Below are 19,042 nucleotides of genomic sequence, written 5' to 3' on the forward strand. Positions count from 1 at the left end.
CTTATAGCAATTCGCATTGAGATTCGGCGCAGATTAGATCGTGTCGTCCTCGCGAGGATGAGAAATTCTAAGACAAAAGCATTCCAATTCTTGGATGGAAAGAGCCTTTGCTGTCTGACAAATTTTAGACCGTAAATTATGAGGGCGATTTTGATGCGTTGTTCTTCTCTATCGTTTCCCCAACGCTTTTTTAATCAACCGGGGAATCTCGGACGGACGATCGGCCACGGGGATTTTAGCTTGGATGAAAGCTTCGACTTTACGCTGCGCCGTTCCCGTACTCGTGGTGGTCGCAGAACCGGTCGATCGCCCGTTCGGTCGCGAGGCCAGGAGAATTTCTGTATGACCGAACAGTCGGTGTTTGGGGGCATAGCGACCGGCGACGTACACGACAACCGGCGTGTCGATCGCTTCTCGGATATAATCGGCGGCGGCTTCTTCCCCTTCACCCCCCGTTTCTCCCACCAAGACGATCGCATCGGTGTTCTCGTCCTCATCCAAAATTTGCAACCATTGGAGAAAAGACGATCCCACGATCGCATCGCTGCCAATTCCAACCCCAATGGACTGACCCAAACCCGCTTTCGTCAGGGTCAGGGCAATTTCGTAGGTCAGCGTTCCGCTACGACCGAGCAATCCCACAGAACCAGGGGTATAAAATTCAGCGGGGTGGGTTCCGAGCAAGATTTTTCCTGGAACGATAATCCCCGGACAGCTCGGCCCGACCACTAAGGTTTCTGTATATTCAGCTTTGCGTAGCAACCGCACCATATCCAGGGGAGGCATCCCCTCGGTGAGAATAATCAGTTGACGAATTCCCGCAGCAATTGCTTCGAGGGCTGCATCAAGGGCTTGATAGGGATGGACGCAGATCGTGGCAATATCGATGGTTCCCACCTGATGGCGAGCTTGTTCGACCAAGTCAAACACGGGAATATCGTGTAGGGTTTGCCCGCCCAGACCCGGACTGACCCCGGCAACAACGCGAGTGCCGTAGTCTTTCATCAACGCGGCATGGGTAGAACCCAGCGGTTCGGCGATTCCTTGCACTAAAACAGTCGTTTTTGGGGTAAAGCTCATCATGAATGTGACAACTCACATCTTGTAGCAGGATGAAAAATTTCTGATTGATTGGGGACGCGAAAATGTTATGTCTCTCAAATCTGGGTGAATCTAAAAGAGCTAGACTCGGGCGAGAACCGACACGGCTCGTAGGACGGCATCATCTAAAGTACGAACGAAAGAGACATGATGGGAAGTTACACCGGTGGCGACTTCTTCAGTTTGGCCACCCACAGCGCGAACCACTAGATGGGGCGGGCGACTCGATGGAGATCGGCCAGCGATGTAGTTAGAAATTGCTTGACTGAGGCGATCTCGAGAAATGCCATTCCCGAGCAGATTGACGAGAACGACTTCGACGTTCGGGTGTTGAGTGACCCGCTCCAGACTGCGTTCTAGACGATCGCACAACATTTCGGGGGTGGTGCGAGTGGCCGCATCTCCCCCAATATTCAGAAAGCTGGCGGGGCGACCTCCTGCTTGATAGAGAGTATCGAGCGTCGCTAAAGTCAAACCCGTCCCGTTGGATACGATGGCAATGTTTCCGTCCCGTTCGATCGTTTCTAAGTCTCCCACATTGTCGGCGGTTGGATGAATTTCTCTCTGGCGACTACAATCGCTAAGGCGTTTGGCTAAATCGGGGTGACGACCTAATGCTCGCTCGTTGACGGAGACTTTACCATCGAGAGCCATGACTTCGCCATTCGATCGAATGCCGAGAGGATTAATTTCGACTAAATCTAAATCGTACCGGGCAAACAAACGATACATTTTTTCGAGCGTGGTACTCACCGAGGCCATGGTTTCTCCCGTCAGTCCCATCTTGATGGCGAGTTGTCTGGCGTAGAAAGGCGAAAACTGATGGCGGACGATGACCTGTTCGATGGATTCTGCCGTGAGGTCGGTGCGACTTCCCCCATGGATAGAACCGAGCAATACGGGGCGACGAGCGTTGCGATCGAGGACGACTGCCAGATAAAATTCTCGATCGCGATCGTACTGGGCTTCAGCCAAAACCACCTTGGGGGAATATCCCTGAATCGAGCAGTGCAATATCGCTCGGGCAGCGGCGACGGCATCGATGGTATTGCTGGCAAATCGAATTCCTCCCGCTTGCTTGCGCTCTCCCACGGGGACTTGAGATTTGAGGACGACGGGGTAGGGAATCCTTAATTCCTTTAAATCTTGGAGATCGCTAATTTTTTGGGAGGGCAATACGGGAATGCCCACTTCGTCGAAGAGTTCTTTAGCTTGATACTCTAGCAAATCCATCGACACACCATATTATCAAAGATAGAACACCCTCCACCATAGCCCGATCCGTATCCCTACAAAGCGGTAGAGGCTACATTTTAAGTATTTTTTCGGAGAAACATAGACCCGAAGAAGCCCCTTCAGGTCTATGTTTCTCTGTATTTTTGCGGATGTCTCCATCATCAGAGGTCGTTCTACAGCGTACCAATGCGGAGTTCGTTCACCTGAACCCAAAGAAAGTCAGCTTCAGAGTTCCCACTATCAAGATGCATATCGGTTGACAAAGCCTTGAAGTCCGTCAGTATACCCTTGACCGATCGCTTGGAACTGCCACTGGCGATTATGCTGGTACAATCGACCGAACTCGATGGCAGTTTCTTGAGAAAAGACTTCGTCCAACTCATATTTCATCACCTCTTTTTCCGTGGTGGCATCATAGAGGCGAATAAAGGAGTTTTGCACCTGTCTGAAATTTTGGTTTCGGGTTTGGCTATCGTGAATCGTGACCACAAATAGAATTTCTTCAATCTGCGGGGAAACTTTTTTCAAGTCGATTTCGATGGTTTCGTCATCGCCACCCCCAACTCCAGTCCGATTGTCGCCAAAATGTTCGATCGCACCGTCGGGAGATTTGAGATTATTATAAAAAATAAAAAATTGCTCGTTGGGAATTTTTCGATTGGCTCCTAGCATAAAGACTGAAGCATCGAGATCGAATTCAAAATTAGAGCCTTGATTTTCATTGATATCCCATCCCAAACCAATGCCAACATATCTTAAGCTTGGCGTTGCTTTATTGAGATCGATTTTACCGCCTTTATTTAGCCGAATAGACATTTTTTAAGTCAAGATAGTAATTATATCAATTTTTATTTTATCTTAATTTTTAACCGTAAGGAATACTGATTTGATTTACGCTCTGTTAACCGATCTTGCTAGTCGATCTCATCTTATAAATCTCATTTTTTTAAAATGGTAAAATCTCAAAATATGCCTATGAACGACACTTTTTTACTTGTCATTTTCTCTCGATCTAATGTTTAAAATTATTGAATCAAAGAAGAGACTCGATCGAATAAATCTCACAATTTTTAACCAAAAGTTCGAGAAATAGCATCTAATCCATCAACTTGAAGACCTTTCCCCATTGCTTCGAGCTGCCATCCCGAAGGAGAACGGTAAATTTGAGCCATCATCATGCCTGTCATTCCGCTATACGCTTCTCCCGAAAGATTGTAGCGTGCTAACTCTTTTTTCGTCTGAAAATCGACCAAGCGAACAAAGGCATTTTTGACCTGTTGGAAGTCTTGAGAGCGAGCGCGACAGTCGTAAATATTAACTGTAATTGTCAGCCGTACGATTTCTTGGGGAATTTTGGATAAATCGATAAAAATCTGTTCGTCATCTCCCTTACCTTCCCCTGTTAGATTATCTCCACCATGGACGATCGCCCCTGAAGGATGGCGTAAGTTTCCATAGTAGATAATATCTGCCCAGCCAGGAACTCGACCCTCAGCATTCAGACAAAAAATTGATGCATCGAGATCGAAATCTACTTCGTTGCCAAAAACTCTTCCAAGTCCCCAGTATCGATCTCCCGCAACATCCCAACCCAATCCGCACATCAACCGACTCAAGCCCGGTGCTTCTTTTGCCAGAGAGATCCGTTGTCCTTTTTGAAGGTTAATCGCCATAATTTTTTGTTTGAGTTCCCTCGCTCGTATGCTAGGTGACAGTAACAACAAACCGAGATACAATGTAAACCGTCTTTTGTCAGTTGACCGAGCTGTGGACAGACAGTAATTTAGCGTTTTTTCCCTGACTAAATGCTGCCGTCATAACTAACATTATAGAAAATCAAGACTGCAAAGTGCATTGAGTTAAATCTAGATCGATGAACCCAGAATTCTCGTCTCGCGTTTAGCCCAAAGTGTTAAATCGGCTAATGTTCGATCTGCAACGATCGAACATTAGCCCGAGATCGAGCCGCGATGCAAAAAGCCAAACCTTTACCCTTGGAAACAGTAATGGGCAATTCTCACAAATCCCACTGGTTAGAAAAGACGGAACGCGCTGCCGTTATCAGTTCCTGGCTGGGCTTGGGAGCCGCCGTTCTCTCCAAAGAACTGCTAGCTTTAGGTTTGCCTTTAACCTTAACGGCTTCTTTAAATTGGGCAAATCGCAAGCGATGGCAACAACAATTCGAGCAACAGCAACGAGGAGAAATTGCCCAAATCCACGATACTCTGGCAACATTTCCCGATCCCCTCGATTTCAACGCCATGAGCCAAAAGCTTGCCGGACTCGAGCAGTCGAATCAGACGATGACCGGTCAAATTGAAGCTCTCAAGCAGCAAGTGCGGGTGAAGTTTAAGCCCGAACAATTGGAGCGTCTAGAGGATTCGATGGCTCAGTTGCGGGCTGACTTAGGCGATTGGCAAAAACAGGCAGTGCGAAAGCAAGATTTAACGGCTCATTTGAACAAAGAACTCCATCAACTCTACGATCGCCTCGATCGATTGTCAGAGCCTTCCGAAGAAGCGTGGCAAGTGGAGACCGAAATCGATCGGCTACGGGGACAGTTACAGGTACTCGCCCAACAGATAACTCCTTTAGAAGTAGCAAAGTGGCAGCACCTTAACGAGCGCGTCGCTCGCATCCAAAGTCAAATTTCCCAGCTCGATAAAGGATTAGTCCCCGTGCGCCGCAAACAGCAGGCGATGGTTCGGCGCTTACTGCCGCGTATGATTCAAATGATTCGCGAAAATCACGCGGCTTCTGGAACGACCTCCTTACAAAGAACCGTCACCCATCGTCCAACTCAGTCATCGATTCGACCCTCTAGCCGTCATACTCGCAGCCAACAAATCCTTCACCAGTCCCAACGAGAAAAATAAGTAGAGCTTATCAATTATATTGCTTATTCTGATGTCATAATGGAGAGAGGCAGTTCGTCGAGCGCGCGTTTGGACACGTGCATGTTGTTTGATGATGGGAAACATTTATCCTGAATTCTCAGTCGAACTGTTGTAAGAAAACAACAGAACCTAGAGTATAGCTAGCAGATGAAGCTTTAGCCTCATTCTCTCGGCCCAAGTCTTGCCGAACCTTTACGTAGTTTGCGATCGCTCTATCTTGCTTGCTTCCCTCACGCGCGTATTCCGAGGGCAGGCACGGTTAAAGCCAATATCAGTTGACCTCAGAAGCACGATCGAACTCTACACCTTGACCTTTTTACTCCAAATCCTCACACCAAATGGGAGTTGTTTGGCTTGTCAATTGAGTTGTCAATTGGCAGTCTGCTCTAGCTGCGGATCGAGCGGGAATCGCTTTTTCGATTCCTCGATATCTTGCGGCAAAACAGCACTCCATTGTTTGTAGACCTGTCTTTAGACTGAATAGATTTAGCCCGAAAAGCGGTAACTCCGCCCCGCTTCTTCTCGATGCTTCACCGAGCGGGCAATGCAAAATGCAAGCGGAAAAAAGTAAGCATGAGCGTCATGAACGATACCATTCAAAATGTTATTGTCTCAAGTTGGGTGTGGTTGCGCCAAACTCAACCGGTCAACCACCCCGAACCCATTGGATTTCCCAGGGGATTCCGTGTCCCATGGCTCAAGCGCTTCGCACCACTCCAGCCTCTACGAAAGTGGTTGGACGGACTGACCCCAAACACTCCCAAACTGGCTCGGCGAATTTGCCAACTGGTTCCCGCTCAATGTCCGTTTGAACGAGAAGTTAAATGGTTTGATGCAGTGCTGTTCCGCATTCCACCCTTGTGTAAACTGAATCCTCTCTACGACGAGGTTGTGAGTTTGCGTTTTCGAGCGCTTTGCTATTTGGCGGACGAGTGCGGTGAGGATATTAGTTCTTATTGCTAACCCCCGTTCGCACTGCATTCAAACGATGAATTGACTCAAGACCCCATCCCGAGCAAACGCGATGGGGTTTTGGATGAATTGAGTTTCTAGAATACCCCAATTTGAAATTTTAAAATTGACATTTTCAAAAGTTGTGTTATTAATGAAAGCTGGGAATTTTTCGCTTGTAACCTTGCCCGAAATTACACCACCAAAGCTTTTGAGATTGATGTTTCTAGGGAAGCTACACTTTTTGCAGCCACGGTTTTTGTGGGAGACGGTTTCGACGAATGTAATGGCAAACGCTCGTGCATTGTCGCTTCTTCTGAATCGATTGTCATCAGCTCTTCAAAATGCTCCCAAGAGGGTGTAAAAGGTGGAAATGCATGACAACAAGCTTTCCAGCCACCGCGTACTGGAGCACCCAGAAGCTGACACTGCCCTCCTCGTCGTCCCTCGGGTTTGTAATACCGACAAGACCGACAAGCAGAAATTAAGCAGTTTGAGGTTTTCATAAAAGTTCTTTTTGGAACTCATCTTTAGGATCGCTACTCCATTCTATCCTGTGAATTTTAGATCGATCCCAAAGAAAATCTTAAATTTCTTAAAAATATTCCGAGCTGGGTAAGTCATAATAATTTTCATTAAAAAATATTCAACCAAATTTTTTAGTATCTAGAGAAAAGCTCAAAAAGCAGATGGGGATCGCGGATAACAGCAACAGAAAAGAGAATAAAATCACGATCGACGATCTTTTGGTGATGGCTCGAGATGTCGATCTATTTAAGAGAGAGCATCACTTCAGCTTCGAGGGGAAACAATATTGGAGGAGGTGCTAGAATCCGACTCTTGGTAAAGCCGATCGAATATATCTTTTACATCCGGAGGAACCGAAGTGAGGCGAATCAGAAAATCTGTATCCTGTTCGCCCGATTTTTTCACAACTTTGGCATAAAATTCACTACCGGATTTCTCTTGTCCGTCCCTCGATCGTAATCTGAGTTTGAGATTGAGTAAAAGGCGAACACTTCGATCGAAGCGCACCTTGGCACTACGATCGGAAAGTTCGATCAACCTTCCCTCAAAAGCTGTTTCGCTAATATGTTTGCCCTCTAGAATTCGATATTCCAAAGGGACTGTTTCCCTCAAAACTACAAACGTTTCTTTTTCCTGACTCAATGCCAAATTGTAGTTTCCATCGATGCCGGAAACTGAATAAATGGTAATCGGTTCTTTAACCCCTTTGGGAGACACTTGTTGCTCCCCATTCGTATGGGTGATATCTCGAACCCGATCGAGAGTCGATTGGGAAATCAGAATTTGTCCCCCGATGGTGTAGGATTCGATCCGATAGGTGAGATTGACCTGAGAACCCACCACGCCGTACTTAGTCCGTTTTTGGGAACCGATATTCCCCACCACAACTTCGCCGGTATTGATCCCAATCCCCATTTCCAAGTCCGGTAGCCCCAACTCGGCTATCTGTTGGTTCACCCCCTTCATCGCCAACTGCATCGCTACAGCGCAGGCAACTGCTCGTTCGGGATCGTCCTCTCGCTGGGTAGGAGCGCCGAACAGCACCAGAATTCCATCCCCCATAAATTCATCGATGGTTCCTTGGTAAGACGTAATCGTCTCGGCCATCGCTTCTAGGTAGATATTGAGAATGGACACCACTTTTTGAGGTCCTTCTTGAGCGGATAGTCGTTCTGAAAGAGAGGTAAATCCCCTCAAGTCCGAGGTGAGAATCGTAATCGTACGTAACTCGCCCCCCATCTCCAATCCTTCAGGGGTTTCGAGGAGGTTTGCGACCACTTCGTCGGTGAGATAGCGACTGAAGGCTTGACGGATATTCGCGGCGGTTAGAGCAACATAAACGGTAATGGTCACAGAGGAGAGAACCACCGCTAAAATGGGGGGAATTACGGGAATCCACCAACCGTTGAGAAAAACGAGATAGGCAATTCCCCCCCATCCCACCATCGCAATTGCCAGGGGCAAAATTTTCGTAAAACCCTGAGTATAGCGCCACTGCCAGCTCAAAATGGCTCCCCCTGTGGCAGCGGCTAAAATCAACAACCATTCCCAGAATTCCGGCAAGACTTTTATCGGCGTTCGCCCATCTAGGGTCGCGCTTAAAATTTGACTGGTGAGGTTGGCGTGAACTTCCACACCGCTCATTTGTTCCGGTGCGGCAATTAGAGTACTGCTGTAGGGAGTATCGAAGTAGTCGTTGAGGCTGGGGGCTGTCGAACCAATGAGGACAATGCGATCGCGAAATCGCTCCGGGTCTATCTTGCCGTCTAATATATCGTTGAGTTCGACGATCGTAAAACTTTTCTGGGGGCCGCGATAGTTCATTAAAACCTGATAACCAGCCGCATCGGTTCGAACGTATCCCCCATCGTTCGATTCAAAGGGAGGAAATACCGCATCACCAAGTTTTACCCACTCGTTGTCAGTTAGTTCGGGTTCGATGTTTTGAGCTTCGAGATAGAGCATTGCCAGCCGAAACGCTAAGCTGAAGACGAGTTCTTGGCTTTGCTGGTCTGTGAGGTATAAGAAACCACGACGAACTTTGGCATCGGTATCTCGGGGGAGATCGTTCGACCCGAGCTGTCCGAGTTCTTGCAACACTGGGGAGGCGGCAACTCGTCCTTCTCCAGTTTCGTCGGAAGTCACTTTGACGATACCGATGAGATTGGGGGTATTTCGGAAAGTCTCAACTAGTTTTTGGTAGCCCGGTTCGATGGGGGGGTCTCGATCGATTAAACTCGGGTCGTTGCGGAAGATTTCGATCAGATTTTCGTAAGCGGGGGGAACGGGTAAATCTCGATAGATATCCAGGCCGATGGCACGCGGCTGCCCAGCAGCGATCTTTTCGAGTGCCCGAGCGAAAATTCCATCGGCAATCGGAAAGCCGTAGGTTTGTAAATCTGCTTCGGAAATGCCGACGATGACAATACGATCGTCGGGTTCTTCTTGGGGTCGCAAGCGTACGAACTGGTCGAAGGCTCGTAATTCGGGAACTTGCAACAAGCCGGCAAAACGGGCCCCAACGACTAACCCAGCCATACTCGGTGCGACCAGCATCACACCTCGCCATTGCCAGAGGAACTGTTTGAGTTTCGTCCACATAGGAGAGAATAGACCTTTGCGAGAGAGCGGCCCGAGAGCATTTCGGGCTAGGTGAGCGCGGGTCTTTCTAGAGGGTAAAGATAGCTCGTTTCTCGATCTCGATTTCAATCAACCCAAGAGGCCTCAACGACTTGCTCTAGATCTTCATCGTTCAAACCGACATCGCTATCTCCGAGCAATGATGCCCAAGCTGCCTGAAGTTCGGGAGTATTTTCGACTCTCCTTTCTCGGGCTAGGGTTTCGAGCGCATCGAACCAAATCCCCGCTTCTGCGTATACTGTAGCTCGATCGGTCGGGGTTTGAGCAATGTCCAATCGATCTGAAAGGCCTGGAGTTGCACTGATGCGATCGAGCCAGCCTTGGATGTGGTTCATTTCACTAGCTTCTTCATTATCGATACACGACATCTCCATAAACCACTCATAGCTCTTTCCCTCTTCCAGAGTGAGAGTGGGTGGTAAACTCACGCTCATCACACCGCCTCGCTCGGGTAAACTCAAGTCAGCTTCGTAAACCAACTCGCCTCGTTCGCCTTGAGTCGTTATCTCGTTCAGTGCAAAATAGGTCGGTTGACCTACGTATCTCGGCGATCCTTTCACATGGAAAAATAAGGTCGGTCGATCGGCGATCGTGATGCCAAAATAAGGAAAAGGCTCGCTGTTTTGGCTGGTATCTTTGGGCACCAGAGGCTTGACTTCTCCGCATAGACCATTTCCTCGCGTCGCTCCTCCCACTGCCGTCTCTGGTGCACCGCGATCGGGTGGGCTAAAATCAAGAGCGCTCGATCTGGCTGGAGACGCAAAACCAGCGGCGATCGCCAGTTCTAGAGACAGAGTCAGAGAAAAAACAGCAACTTTGAATAGAGGAGTTTGCCAAGCCATGACAGTTGTGCGTTCTTTTTATACGATCTATTAAATAATAGGTTTGAGTCATCCGATATTATGCAGTCCAATGCTCATAGAGCCGATTTGCTAATTTTTTGAGTATGATTTTCACGTCCGTTTCGATCGAGTTAAAACCTTGAGTTGACCGTGACTTAGGAATCCTCTAGAACTTCTATTCTTTCGTAGAGTCACGCTCGATGTATATCAAATCCGCTTGAATCACCATAATTCTCGATCGAGGAAACTCGCGAGAAAGTGACATCTGGAATTTGTGCATTACGGTCAATCTCTAGGGTTGCCAACTCGCCGTTAAGGGTTGAGTATCAATTCACGCTCCCAAATTCATTGACCGTTCCAATAAAGAAACCTCGGTAAGAGCGCAGTATTTGCGATACCGAGGAATTCTGTTGAATCGTATGAGTTTAGTTTTGACTGGTTAAGGCTGATTCTTCACCAAACACTTCAACACTTTCGTTACAGCAATCCATGAAAGGTGCATTCGCAATGCCTTCTAGATTGGTGAGGTTGAGAGCTTCTAACAAATTTTCCCATTCAGTTTTGAGAGTATCAGTATCAGCCGCAATTCGCTCTTGTCCCAAAATGTTGAGAGCGTCGAACCAAATACCTGTGTCTGCATACACCTGGGAACGTGCTTCTGTTGTATCGGCTCGAACGAGCTTGCTACTGAGTTCGGGAGTGGCATCAACTCTTTCTACCCAACCAGAAGTAGATGCCACTTCAACGGAGGAATCATTGCCGCAAACGATATCCAAATACCAGCGATACGTTTTACCGGCTTCTAGATCCGAGCTAGGGGGTAGCTTGGTGCTGAGGATACCGGGAGTGGCGGAGACACTAAAGTTCGTTTCGTAGATAAGTTGACCGTCTTTACCGCGACCTTCGGTATTATACTCGTAGACTTCAAAAAAGACTTCTTGTGCGATCTGCTTCTCAATGTGAAAGAAGAAGGTCGGGCGCTCCGCCACCGTTAAGCCAAAGTAGGGAGGGTTGATCTCGCCGTAATCTTTACTAGTATCTTTAGGAATCAGAGGCGTAACGCCACACAATTCTCCTCGAGTGGCTCCTCCAACTGCCACATCCGGCGCTCCCCTGTCGGGTGGATTGAACTGGCTTAATTGCCAGGTTTGCGGTATTGCAGAGTTAGGAGTGCTAATCGCAGAGTTAGCTCTGACTGGGGCTGAGAATCCGGCAGCAATTGCCAGTTCTAGAGACAGACCGAGGGAAAGAGTTGCTAAGTTAAATATGGGGTTCTTCCAAGCCATGATATGAGTACCACCTTCACAATGTAATGACTGATCTACCTAGACTGACTGACGGGAGATCGTCTCAGCAGAACGGCTCTAACGCCGAGTCGCTCGCTCGCGCGAAGATTTTGAGTCTTCGGCTATTATAACCTTCAATATCTAGTCTGCTCGTTGCCGATCGCACTACCAGCCTAGGATCGGGACGCGATCTCGCACCCTCTGTATCGTAATTTAAAGACGTCCCGTCAAAAATTTCGTTTCCCAAGTCTGATAAAATTTAATTTGCCGGCACACCCCTTCTACATAGTTTAATGGGGAAATGCTTCGATTTCTAGGTGCGCTCGCTTTCTCGTTTAAGGCGAAAACTTGCTCTAAATCTGGGTATCGGCGATGTTTGAGAGGATTTCCAACGCTCGATTATTCTTCACGCTTAGTCACAAAAATTAACAAAAAAATAGTTTTGGATGGGCGGTACTGGGATCGAACCAGTGACATCTTGCTTGTAAGGCAAGCGCTCTACCCCTGAGCTAACCGCCCGAGTTATCGTACTAGATATTACTATATCAGAATTTTGACGGACATTTTCACGTGCCTTCTGGTCGAACCCATGACCGTGTAACCCTATGGAGCTTACCTCTGGTTGCTAGCTTAACCTTTGCTCGCACTCAGAGCGATCGCCTGACATTACTCGTGGCGGGAGGGTTTTTATTTGGGGGTTTGATGTTCGGCCCCGATTTGGATATTCGATCGCGGCAATACCAACGTTGGGGATGGCTGCGCTGGATGTGGTTGCCCTATCAAAGAAGTTTGCGCCATCGTTCGATATTATCTCACGGACCGATTTTGGGGACGGTGCTGCGGATCGCTTACCTTGCCAGTTGGACGATGGTTTTAGGTATTGGAGCCATTGTGGGATGGGCAACCGTACAGCAACTCGGAGGTGGAATCGAAAATGGGCAAGCCTGGGCCGCTCAAATTATAGAACGAGCGGGGGAGGGAGTTGTACGATCGCTCTATGGTTACCCAGGAGAATGGTTGGCGTTGGGGTTGGGTCTGGAAATTGGCGCGATGAGTCATTCGGTATGCGATTGGGGTAGCTCGCTCTACAAGCGTTTTCAAAAGCGAGGTTGGCAAGGAATCTCGACGGCGAAGAAATCCAAAAGAAAGAAGCACCGACGTAAATTGTAGATATAGAGCAGCGGTCACGAAGGGTGTGGCACTGCTACTTTAGCCAGAGAACGTAAGACCGTTGACTCTACGAAACACTCGATCGAATATGCTACAACCCTACTGCCTATTGCTATAAAAATCGCTATGACTGTTAGACCGTCCGATCTGATACCCGCTTCCCCAGCTCGCTAATATCGTCCATTATGCGTATGACAGTTGCTATCTCGTGATTTTAGATTCCCCAGTCAAAAGCTGCGCGTTAACCCCAACAGCCTATAATGCACCCAATTGACTATGACTATCAGATCCCCCGCTCATGACATCCAATTCTGCGTCGAGTTCGCCCATTCCAGTCCATGGAGATACTTTAACGGCCCTACAACAACTCATTGAAGTGGTAGCACAACTGAGATCCCCCGAGGGCGGTTGCCCTTGGGATTTGGAGCAAACGCCCCAGACCCTGATTCCTTATATTGTCGAAGAAGCCTACGAAACGATCGCCGCCATTCGTAGCGGTCAAACCGAGGCGATTGCCGAAGAATTAGGAGATTTACTGTTACAAGTGGTGCTACAAGCCCAAATAGCCGGAGAGCGAGGAGATTTTACTTTAGAGGGAGTGGCGCGGGGGATTACCGAAAAACTAATTCGGCGACATCCTCACGTCTTTGGCGATGTTGAAGCTCAAACCATCGACGAGGTGCGTCAAAGTTGGGAACAAATTAAAGCAGCAGAGAAGGGAGAAACCGGCAAAACACCTCGTTTATCTACCAAACTCGATCGCCACGCTCGTACTCTGCCTCCCCTGATGGCAGCCATAAAAATTTCCCAGAAGGCTGCCGGGGTCGGATTTGAATGGGAAAATATCGACGGAGTTTGGGAAAAATTTCACGAAGAACTCGCGGAATTTCAACAAGCCTTAGAGCACGAGACGAAGAAACGGCAAGAAGAAGAGTTAGGCGATTTACTGTTTGTCATCACTAATTTAGCCAGATGGGCCCATCTCGATCCTTCAGCGGCCTTGCAAGGGAGCAGCCAGCGCTTCGTCGAGCGTTTTTCCTGGCTGGAGTCGGCGATCGATCGCCCCATCTCCGATTGCACCCTAGAAGAGTTTGAGGTGCTATGGCGTGCCGCCAAGGCAAGTTTAGCAAAATCGTCTAAGATTTCAGATTAGCCATCGACGTTGAGAGAACAATTTCGATTCACCCAATTCTGAAGGGATTTCGAGGGTTGCATCCCATGGCGATCTCGTCTCGCTCCTCGTTACACCATCGGACTCGACTCGATCGAACTCTTCGAGTGGGGGACGATTTCGGGCAAGGCTGCGAACGATCTCTAACAAATCCGCACTTTGGGTGCGATGGGTGACAATGCTTTGCCGCTCTTTTGCAGATAAAGACCGATCGTCTCGTTTGTCGAGGGCTTGAAGTTCGTCTTGGTAAGCTTGCTTGAAAAATTTCTCGACTTGTTCTCGGTTGCACGGATCGCAAATCCGAACCCGAACGACGATGGTTCCGCCTTGTCGAGTTTCCATCGCGCCAATGGTAAAATCATTTTCCGGCATCGATCGACACAGCCGCTCGAAAGCTCCCAGAAAAGCCCTCCACTCAATACCACCGGTAAATGCAAAATCTAGGGTCTCGGGCGAACTTTGAAAAAGTTTGGCAAATTCTCCGGGTTCGAAGTTTCGATCGCCAACGCCCGGACAGCGCTCGTCAACATGAATTTTGCACGTCAGTTTATCTTGATATTCTCGCAAATAGATATACTCGCAAATGGCATCGCTCAGTTGAGTCGTGCGATCGATGTCCCAACTGACTAAATACATTCCCGTCAGTATTGCACCTTGAAAATTAGTTCCGTTCGCTCGCACCTCCAAAAGCTCGGCGTGGGTTAATCGAGCATCTCCCAGATTCGCCCCACATAGCTTCGTTCGGGTGAGTCGAGCATGGCTCAGATTTGCTCGACCGAGTTCTGCATCGCTCAAGTCCGCTTCATTTAATATTGCCCCAGCCAGATCGGTTTGAAAAAGCTGAGCGACCCAGAGTTGGGCACCACAAAGGTTTGCTTTCCGAATATTGGCTTTGTTGATGAAAGCACCACTGAGATTGGCAGCACTCAGGTTAGCCCTACTCAGGTTAGCCCCACCAAGATCGACGCCAAACAGGTTGGCGTAACCCAAATTGGCTTGGTGAAAGTTTCCTCGACTTAGATCGGCTCCCGCAAGATTGATTCCCTGGAGATCGGCCCCCACTAGATCTGGGATAGTACCATAATTATTGGCTCGCCACTCATTCCAAGTGTCAACACTTTGTTTGAGCAATCTCAAATGTTTTGGATCTGCCACCGCACGCTTTCTCCTCGCTCGCTAGTCTATATCTCTTTACAAAGAACTCCTGAGAGAATCAGCCATCGGTGAGTGAAAATTCGCCAGCGATCGCAATCTGTTCGAGCGTCGATTAGGGATGTGCAGAAAAAAATGGGGTCGAGCGTCAACGATCTCAGGCTCGAACGTCAGGTCTTGAGCCGATATGAAACGCCTACTATTTTATTCTTCCGCTGTTAAAGCTTCTAACTCTTCAGCCAGCATCTTTTGGTAAATCTCCGGCAAGTTTTGGGTCATTTCATTGGTTTCGATGCCATATCCCAAACTCGTCCAAGTGCCGGAGAGTAGCCGCAAGACTTTATCCAACTGACCCTGACGCAGCAAAGCCGCGATATCTTCTCCCCATGCCCGACGATCGCTCAACCATTCGTATATCACCCGATCTTGATATTCAGGCTCGAAGTGATACGCATCCCACAACCAAAATCCTTCAGCTTTGGGATGGTAGAGTTCGGACTTTTCTTCCCAAGTGGTGGAGAGCATTTGATACCGTCCGGCGGCTGTGGAGCAATTGCCCTTGTTCGGTCCGACGGTAATGCGAACGCAGCGATCGGGATGGCGACTGAGATCTTCAATATACTCGCCACCATACAGGACGTGGTAGGGACGACCCACATTCGATTCGGCTGCAGAAATCGTCCGCATCAAAGCCCGAATTTGAGGATCTCCCCCGGTCATTACCAGAGGAGGAAACGAGATTTCCGGGGGAGGTTCGGATTCGACAACGGGAACGAAAGGACGATTGCTAACTCGATCGACCAGTACCGAGAGAGCCAGTATCGTTGTTAACCCGCCGATGGCAAGCCGTTTGAAAACTTCCCTGGCGACTCCCCTGACGGGAAACGAGCGCGGCACTCGATAGCGAACAGAGACTGAATTCTTCAAAAACCTTTCATCCAATTAGGAGACGCCGGTTAGGATATACTCGCAAAGAGTTCATCGAAATCTCGATCGGGGGCATCTTCCCGAGCCACGATTTCCACGATTTTATTGCGAGATGTGGGTTCGCAGAGTGCTTCGACACACACTTGCGCTACTTTTTGCCGGGGAATGCTGCCATCAAATAAAGTATCAGCCCCCTCCATAACAATATTATCGGGATTATCTTCGTTTTTCAGTCCTCCCGGTCGGACGATCGTATAAGTTAAACCACTGCGGATGAGATAATCTTCGGCTTGTTTCTTCCAAACCAGAATTAGCCAAAATAGATTGAGGGGATGAAATAATTGGGAAACGCACAGCGAAGACACCAGTACAAAATGCTCGATGCCTTTTTCTTGGGCGATATTCGTCAGATTTTTGGTTCCCTCTAAGTCCACTTGGAACGGCCCGGTGGGGTCGAAGCTGGGTTTTGCCCCCGTGGCACATAGGAGAACGGTACTATCCCCGATCGCCGAGCGCAAACTATCGGGTTGCAGTACATCCCCCAAAACGAGTTCGGCTTCGGATGGTAAGATATTCCGGGCTGTTTCTAAATCCCGCACCATCGCTCGAACCGGGATATTGCGCTTGATTAACTCTTGCACGATCCGCCGACCGGTTTCACCCGTGGCCCCTGCTACAAATGCTTTCATGGTTGACTGATGTTCCGATTGATAACCGATTTATCTAAAATAACGCGAAAACTCTGTATCTCTAGAGCGGGTCGCTTGTTTTAATGTGCCGAGCGAGAAATCCGTTGTGCTAAATTCGGCACAATTGTGAGTTGCATATCAGTGTATACCGATCGCTATTAGGAGCAAATCTGCCCATCGTTAGAGATTTAGAATCGAGCGCGCGAAAAATCTTTAGAAAAAACACCGATGGGGTTCTTTCCTGTAGCGGTTAACCTGGAAAAAGAGGTGGCAACATTTTTGCGCTCCCTTGGAGAATTACGATCGAATTAGGCTAACACATCGGTTATGCAGTCGTCATTTAACGAACAATCACTCCCCCCTCAAGGCGATCGGATCTCCCTCGAATCAGAGGGTGCAGATACCGATCCCAAAAGTGCGATCGAACCGTTTTGGTTTCGCAGCCACTTTGTCGGCGGGATGGAAATGTACGCGGATGCCCAAACCGTTGCCGATTATCTCGACGTTCATCAGGGCTGGTTCTGTCGCTGTGCTGCCCCCATGCAAGTAGACGCTTTGGGCGAAAATAGCTATGCCCTAATGCTGGGACGCTACGGTTCCATGGGACACTATATCGAAGCCAAAATTGGTTTGGAACTGCTGCCTCAACAAGAACGAGTCTATCGCATCGAAAGTGTTCCTATCCCTGGCTATACCCCTCCCGGTTACGAGGTTAATTTTCAAGCGGTACAAATTCTAGTAGATGTCCCCACTGAAGATGAATCTCTAACGGTGACTCGAGTGGATTGGGAGTTAGACTTGGGCATTGGTATACATTTTCCTGGATTTATTCACGCACTGCCGCCAAATTTGATTCAAAAAACTGGAGATCGCATGATTTGCGGGATCGTTAAAGAAGTTTCCCGTCGTCTTACTCGCAAAGTACAAGAGGATTTCCACACGCAAAAAGGCTCGGAAGCTCTCGAACTGTATCGGAAAACCTATAAAAAGCGCTCGAGTTTCTTCTGCCATCCCAAACCCACACAAGAGTAGCTATGTTGGAAACGATCGCTTGGCAGATCGTGGAACTGTTTCAGGGTTCGAAAAATTACATGGGGTCGGAAAAAATTATTCGATCGAGCAAGATTTCATCCAAGATTTCATCCAATACTTCACCCACGACGAACTGATAGGCCAGTCATATTAACTAACCCCAGTTTGCCTTTTTTCTTCGAATCTAATTCTAGCTTTTAGGCTGATTCGGGCTTAGGCAACGATGAAGGGTGAAGCAAAATTTCTGCAGTCGATCGCTTCTCCACCATTTCTCGCGTGATCGAGCAGCGCGTCACATCTTTGCGAGAAGGCAACTCGTACATCACTTCGAGCATCAATTCTTCAACGATGCTCCGCAGCGCTCTAGCCCCAGTTTTGCGGCGGTAGGCTTCTTGGGCGATCGCTCGCAGTGCCTCGGGCTTAAATTCCAACTGCACGTTGTCCATATTTAGCAGCTTTTGGTACTGCTTGACCAGAGCGTTGCGCGGTTGAGTCAAAATTGCCATCAGCGTATCCTCATCCAGGGGATTGAGAACGGCTTCGATGGGCAAGCGCCCGATAAACTCGGGAATCATGCCAAATTTAACCAAATCGTCGGGTTCGAGGTGTTGGAGAACATCTGAGGTTCGTTTCTCTTTGGGTTGAGCTTCTCCGGGTTTAATAAATCCCATCGACTTTTTGCCAATGCGCTGCTCGACAATTTTTTCGAGTCCTACGAACGCACCTCCGCAGACAAACAAAATATTGCGGGTGTCGATTTGGATGCAATCTTGGTAGGGGTGCTTGCGGCCTCCTTGGGGGGGTACGTTTGCAACCGTTCCTTCGAGCATTTTAAGTAGAGCTTGCTGCACTCCCTCTCCCGAAACGTCGCGGGTAATGGAAGGATTCTCGCTTTTGCGGGCCACTTTATCGAGTTCGTCGATATAGATGATTCCTCGTTGGGCTTCCTCCACATCTAAATCGGCAACCTGAAGCAACCGCAAGAGAATATTTTCCACATCCTCGCCCACATATCCGGCTTCGGTGAGGGTTGTGGCATCGGCAACCGCAAAGGGAACATCGAGAAAATTAGCCAAGGTTTGGGCGAGCAAGGTTTTCCCCGAACCCGTCGGACCGATGAGCAGGATGTTAGATTTCTGGAGTTCGACGGTATCATCGGCACTGACTTTGCCCCGCATCTTTGCTTGAGCGAAACTCAGACGCTTGTAGTGGTTGTAAACGGCAACGGAGAGAACTTTCTTAGCCTCTTGTTGACCGATGACATGTTCGTCGAGGTATTTCTTAATTTCTTTAGGTTTGGGGATTTGATTCAAAGAAAGATTAGCCGATCTCGAACGCCGTTTTTCTGGGGGTTCGTCATGAGGAGCGGGTTGAGGAGCAGAAGGACTTGCGTCAAAAAGCTCTTCATCTAAGATTTCGT

General features: G+C 48.4%; 17 protein-coding genes and 1 tRNA gene. 5 read left to right on the forward strand and 13 right to left on the reverse strand.

Annotation, left to right across the window (positions count from 1 at the left end; genetic code table 11):
* Window positions 1–168: 168 nt before the first annotated feature.
* From IQ235_RS00505 to IQ235_RS00520, 4 genes are all read right to left on the reverse strand, one after another.
* Window positions 169–1,080, reverse strand: a complete 912-nt coding sequence (locus IQ235_RS00505) for a succinate--CoA ligase subunit alpha (RefSeq protein WP_264319556.1) — start codon at window positions 1,078–1,080, stop codon at window positions 169–171.
* 102 nt (window positions 1,081–1,182) lie between these two features.
* Window positions 1,183–2,334: an ATP-grasp domain-containing protein gene (locus tag IQ235_RS00510; RefSeq protein WP_264319540.1), complete on the reverse strand. Its 1,152-nt coding sequence runs from the start codon at window positions 2,332–2,334 to the stop codon at window positions 1,183–1,185.
* Between the two features lie 243 nt (window positions 2,335–2,577).
* Window positions 2,578–3,153 carry a TerD family protein gene (locus IQ235_RS00515; RefSeq protein WP_264319541.1) on the reverse strand — a complete coding sequence of 192 codons (576 nt, stop codon included), beginning with the start codon at window positions 3,151–3,153 and terminating at the stop codon, window positions 2,578–2,580.
* A gap of 254 nt (window positions 3,154–3,407) precedes the next feature.
* Entirely contained in the window at window positions 3,408–4,010 is a 603-nt protein-coding gene (locus tag IQ235_RS00520; RefSeq protein WP_264319542.1) for a TerD family protein, read from the reverse strand.
* A gap of 297 nt (window positions 4,011–4,307) precedes the next feature.
* Here IQ235_RS00520 and IQ235_RS00525 point away from each other — a divergent pair, with 297 nt between their 5' ends.
* Both IQ235_RS00525 and IQ235_RS00530 read left to right on the forward strand, forming a co-directional pair.
* Complete coding sequence (locus IQ235_RS00525; RefSeq protein WP_264319543.1) at window positions 4,308–5,213, forward strand: hypothetical protein; 906 nt, start codon at window positions 4,308–4,310, stop codon at window positions 5,211–5,213.
* Between the two features lie 594 nt (window positions 5,214–5,807).
* Window positions 5,808–6,197 carry a Mo-dependent nitrogenase C-terminal domain-containing protein gene (locus IQ235_RS00530; RefSeq protein WP_264319544.1) on the forward strand — a complete coding sequence of 130 codons (390 nt, stop codon included), beginning with the start codon at window positions 5,808–5,810 and terminating at the stop codon, window positions 6,195–6,197.
* Between the two features lie 182 nt (window positions 6,198–6,379).
* On the opposite strand, the gene IQ235_RS00535 is transcribed toward IQ235_RS00530, so the two are convergent.
* The 5 genes from IQ235_RS00535 to IQ235_RS00555 form a co-directional block, all read right to left on the reverse strand.
* Complete coding sequence (locus tag IQ235_RS00535; RefSeq protein WP_264319545.1) at window positions 6,380–6,691, reverse strand: hypothetical protein; 312 nt, start codon at window positions 6,689–6,691, stop codon at window positions 6,380–6,382.
* Window positions 6,692–6,977: 286 nt separating this feature from the next.
* Window positions 6,978–9,314: a CHASE2 domain-containing protein gene (locus IQ235_RS00540; protein ID WP_264319546.1), complete on the reverse strand. Its 2,337-nt coding sequence runs from the start codon at window positions 9,312–9,314 to the stop codon at window positions 6,978–6,980.
* A 104-nt stretch (window positions 9,315–9,418) separates the two neighbouring features.
* Complete coding sequence (locus IQ235_RS00545) at window positions 9,419–10,195, reverse strand: DUF928 domain-containing protein (protein ID WP_264319547.1); 777 nt, start codon at window positions 10,193–10,195, stop codon at window positions 9,419–9,421.
* Between the two features lie 425 nt (window positions 10,196–10,620).
* The gene (locus IQ235_RS00550; protein WP_264319548.1) at window positions 10,621–11,481 is read right to left on the reverse strand and encodes a DUF928 domain-containing protein; all 861 of its coding nucleotides are present in this window, start codon (window positions 11,479–11,481) and stop codon (window positions 10,621–10,623) included.
* A 447-nt stretch (window positions 11,482–11,928) separates the two neighbouring features.
* Window positions 11,929–12,000, reverse strand: a tRNA-Val gene (locus IQ235_RS00555).
* Between the two features lie 51 nt (window positions 12,001–12,051).
* Here IQ235_RS00555 and IQ235_RS00560 point away from each other — a divergent pair.
* Both IQ235_RS00560 and mazG read left to right on the forward strand, forming a co-directional pair.
* Window positions 12,052–12,651, forward strand: a complete 600-nt coding sequence (locus tag IQ235_RS00560; RefSeq protein WP_264319549.1) for a metal-binding protein — start codon at window positions 12,052–12,054, stop codon at window positions 12,649–12,651.
* 298 nt (window positions 12,652–12,949) lie between these two features.
* On the forward strand, window positions 12,950–13,804 hold the full coding sequence (gene mazG / locus IQ235_RS00565; RefSeq protein ID WP_264319550.1) for a nucleoside triphosphate pyrophosphohydrolase: 855 nt from the start codon (window positions 12,950–12,952) through the stop codon (window positions 13,802–13,804).
* Here the strand turns inward: mazG and IQ235_RS00570 are convergent.
* The 3 genes from IQ235_RS00570 to IQ235_RS00580 all read right to left on the reverse strand — a co-directional run bounded on the left by IQ235_RS00570 (window position 13,796) and on the right by IQ235_RS00580 (window position 16,590).
* Window positions 13,796–14,977 (reverse strand): pentapeptide repeat-containing protein, encoded by a 1,182-nt coding sequence (locus IQ235_RS00570; protein WP_264319551.1) that lies wholly within the window; start codon window positions 14,975–14,977, stop codon window positions 13,796–13,798. The two genes, mazG and IQ235_RS00570, sit on opposite strands and share 9 nt — an antisense overlap.
* Window positions 14,978–15,178: 201 nt before the next feature.
* Window positions 15,179–15,901, reverse strand: a complete 723-nt coding sequence (locus IQ235_RS00575; RefSeq protein ID WP_264319552.1) for a glycoside hydrolase family 24 protein — start codon at window positions 15,899–15,901, stop codon at window positions 15,179–15,181.
* A 29-nt stretch (window positions 15,902–15,930) separates the two neighbouring features.
* Window positions 15,931–16,590 carry an NAD(P)H-binding protein gene (locus tag IQ235_RS00580; RefSeq protein ID WP_264319553.1) on the reverse strand — a complete coding sequence of 220 codons (660 nt, stop codon included), beginning with the start codon at window positions 16,588–16,590 and terminating at the stop codon, window positions 15,931–15,933.
* Window positions 16,591–16,917: 327 nt separating this feature from the next.
* Between IQ235_RS00580 and IQ235_RS00585 the strand changes: the two genes are divergently transcribed.
* The gene (locus tag IQ235_RS00585) at window positions 16,918–17,622 is read left to right on the forward strand and encodes a DUF1997 domain-containing protein (protein ID WP_264319554.1); all 705 of its coding nucleotides are present in this window, start codon (window positions 16,918–16,920) and stop codon (window positions 17,620–17,622) included.
* Between the two features lie 197 nt (window positions 17,623–17,819).
* On the opposite strand, the gene clpX is transcribed toward IQ235_RS00585, so the two are convergent.
* Window positions 17,820–19,042 (reverse strand): ATP-dependent protease ATP-binding subunit ClpX (clpX, locus tag IQ235_RS00590; protein WP_264319555.1); only part of this gene is annotated, 1,223 nt, incomplete at its 5' end.

The sequence above is a fragment of the Zarconia navalis LEGE 11467 genome (genome assembly GCF_015207075.1).
In the GTDB taxonomy this organism is placed as follows: domain Bacteria; phylum Cyanobacteriota; class Cyanobacteriia; order Cyanobacteriales; family Geitlerinemataceae; genus Zarconia; species Zarconia navalis.

Bases quoted from the DNA above. Each gene is read 5' to 3' on its own strand.
- IQ235_RS00585 (WP_264319554.1), top strand. From the start codon at position 16,918: ATGCAGTCGTCATTTAACGAACAATCACTCCCCCCTCAAGGCGATCGG.
- IQ235_RS00545 (WP_264319547.1), bottom strand. From the start codon at position 10,195: ATGGCTTGGCAAACTCCTCTATTCAAAGTTGCTGTTTTTTCTCTGACT.
- IQ235_RS00525 (WP_264319543.1), top strand. From the start codon at position 4,308: ATGCAAAAAGCCAAACCTTTACCCTTGGAAACAGTAATGGGCAATTCT.
- IQ235_RS00540 (WP_264319546.1), bottom strand. From the start codon at position 9,314: ATGTGGACGAAACTCAAACAGTTCCTCTGGCAATGGCGAGGTGTGATG.
- IQ235_RS00530 (WP_264319544.1), top strand. From the start codon at position 5,808: ATGAGCGTCATGAACGATACCATTCAAAATGTTATTGTCTCAAGTTGG.
- IQ235_RS00510 (WP_264319540.1), bottom strand. From the start codon at position 2,334: ATGGATTTGCTAGAGTATCAAGCTAAAGAACTCTTCGACGAAGTGGGC.
- IQ235_RS00550 (WP_264319548.1), bottom strand. From the start codon at position 11,481: ATGGCTTGGAAGAACCCCATATTTAACTTAGCAACTCTTTCCCTCGGT.
- IQ235_RS00520 (WP_264319542.1), bottom strand. From the start codon at position 4,010: ATGGCGATTAACCTTCAAAAAGGACAACGGATCTCTCTGGCAAAAGAA.
- IQ235_RS00535 (WP_264319545.1), bottom strand. From the start codon at position 6,691: ATGAAAACCTCAAACTGCTTAATTTCTGCTTGTCGGTCTTGTCGGTAT.
- IQ235_RS00580 (WP_264319553.1), bottom strand. From the start codon at position 16,590: ATGAAAGCATTTGTAGCAGGGGCCACGGGTGAAACCGGTCGGCGGATC.
- IQ235_RS00515 (WP_264319541.1), bottom strand. From the start codon at position 3,153: ATGTCTATTCGGCTAAATAAAGGCGGTAAAATCGATCTCAATAAAGCA.
- IQ235_RS00505 (WP_264319556.1), bottom strand. From the start codon at position 1,080: ATGAGCTTTACCCCAAAAACGACTGTTTTAGTGCAAGGAATCGCCGAA.
- mazG (WP_264319550.1), top strand. From the start codon at position 12,950: ATGACATCCAATTCTGCGTCGAGTTCGCCCATTCCAGTCCATGGAGAT.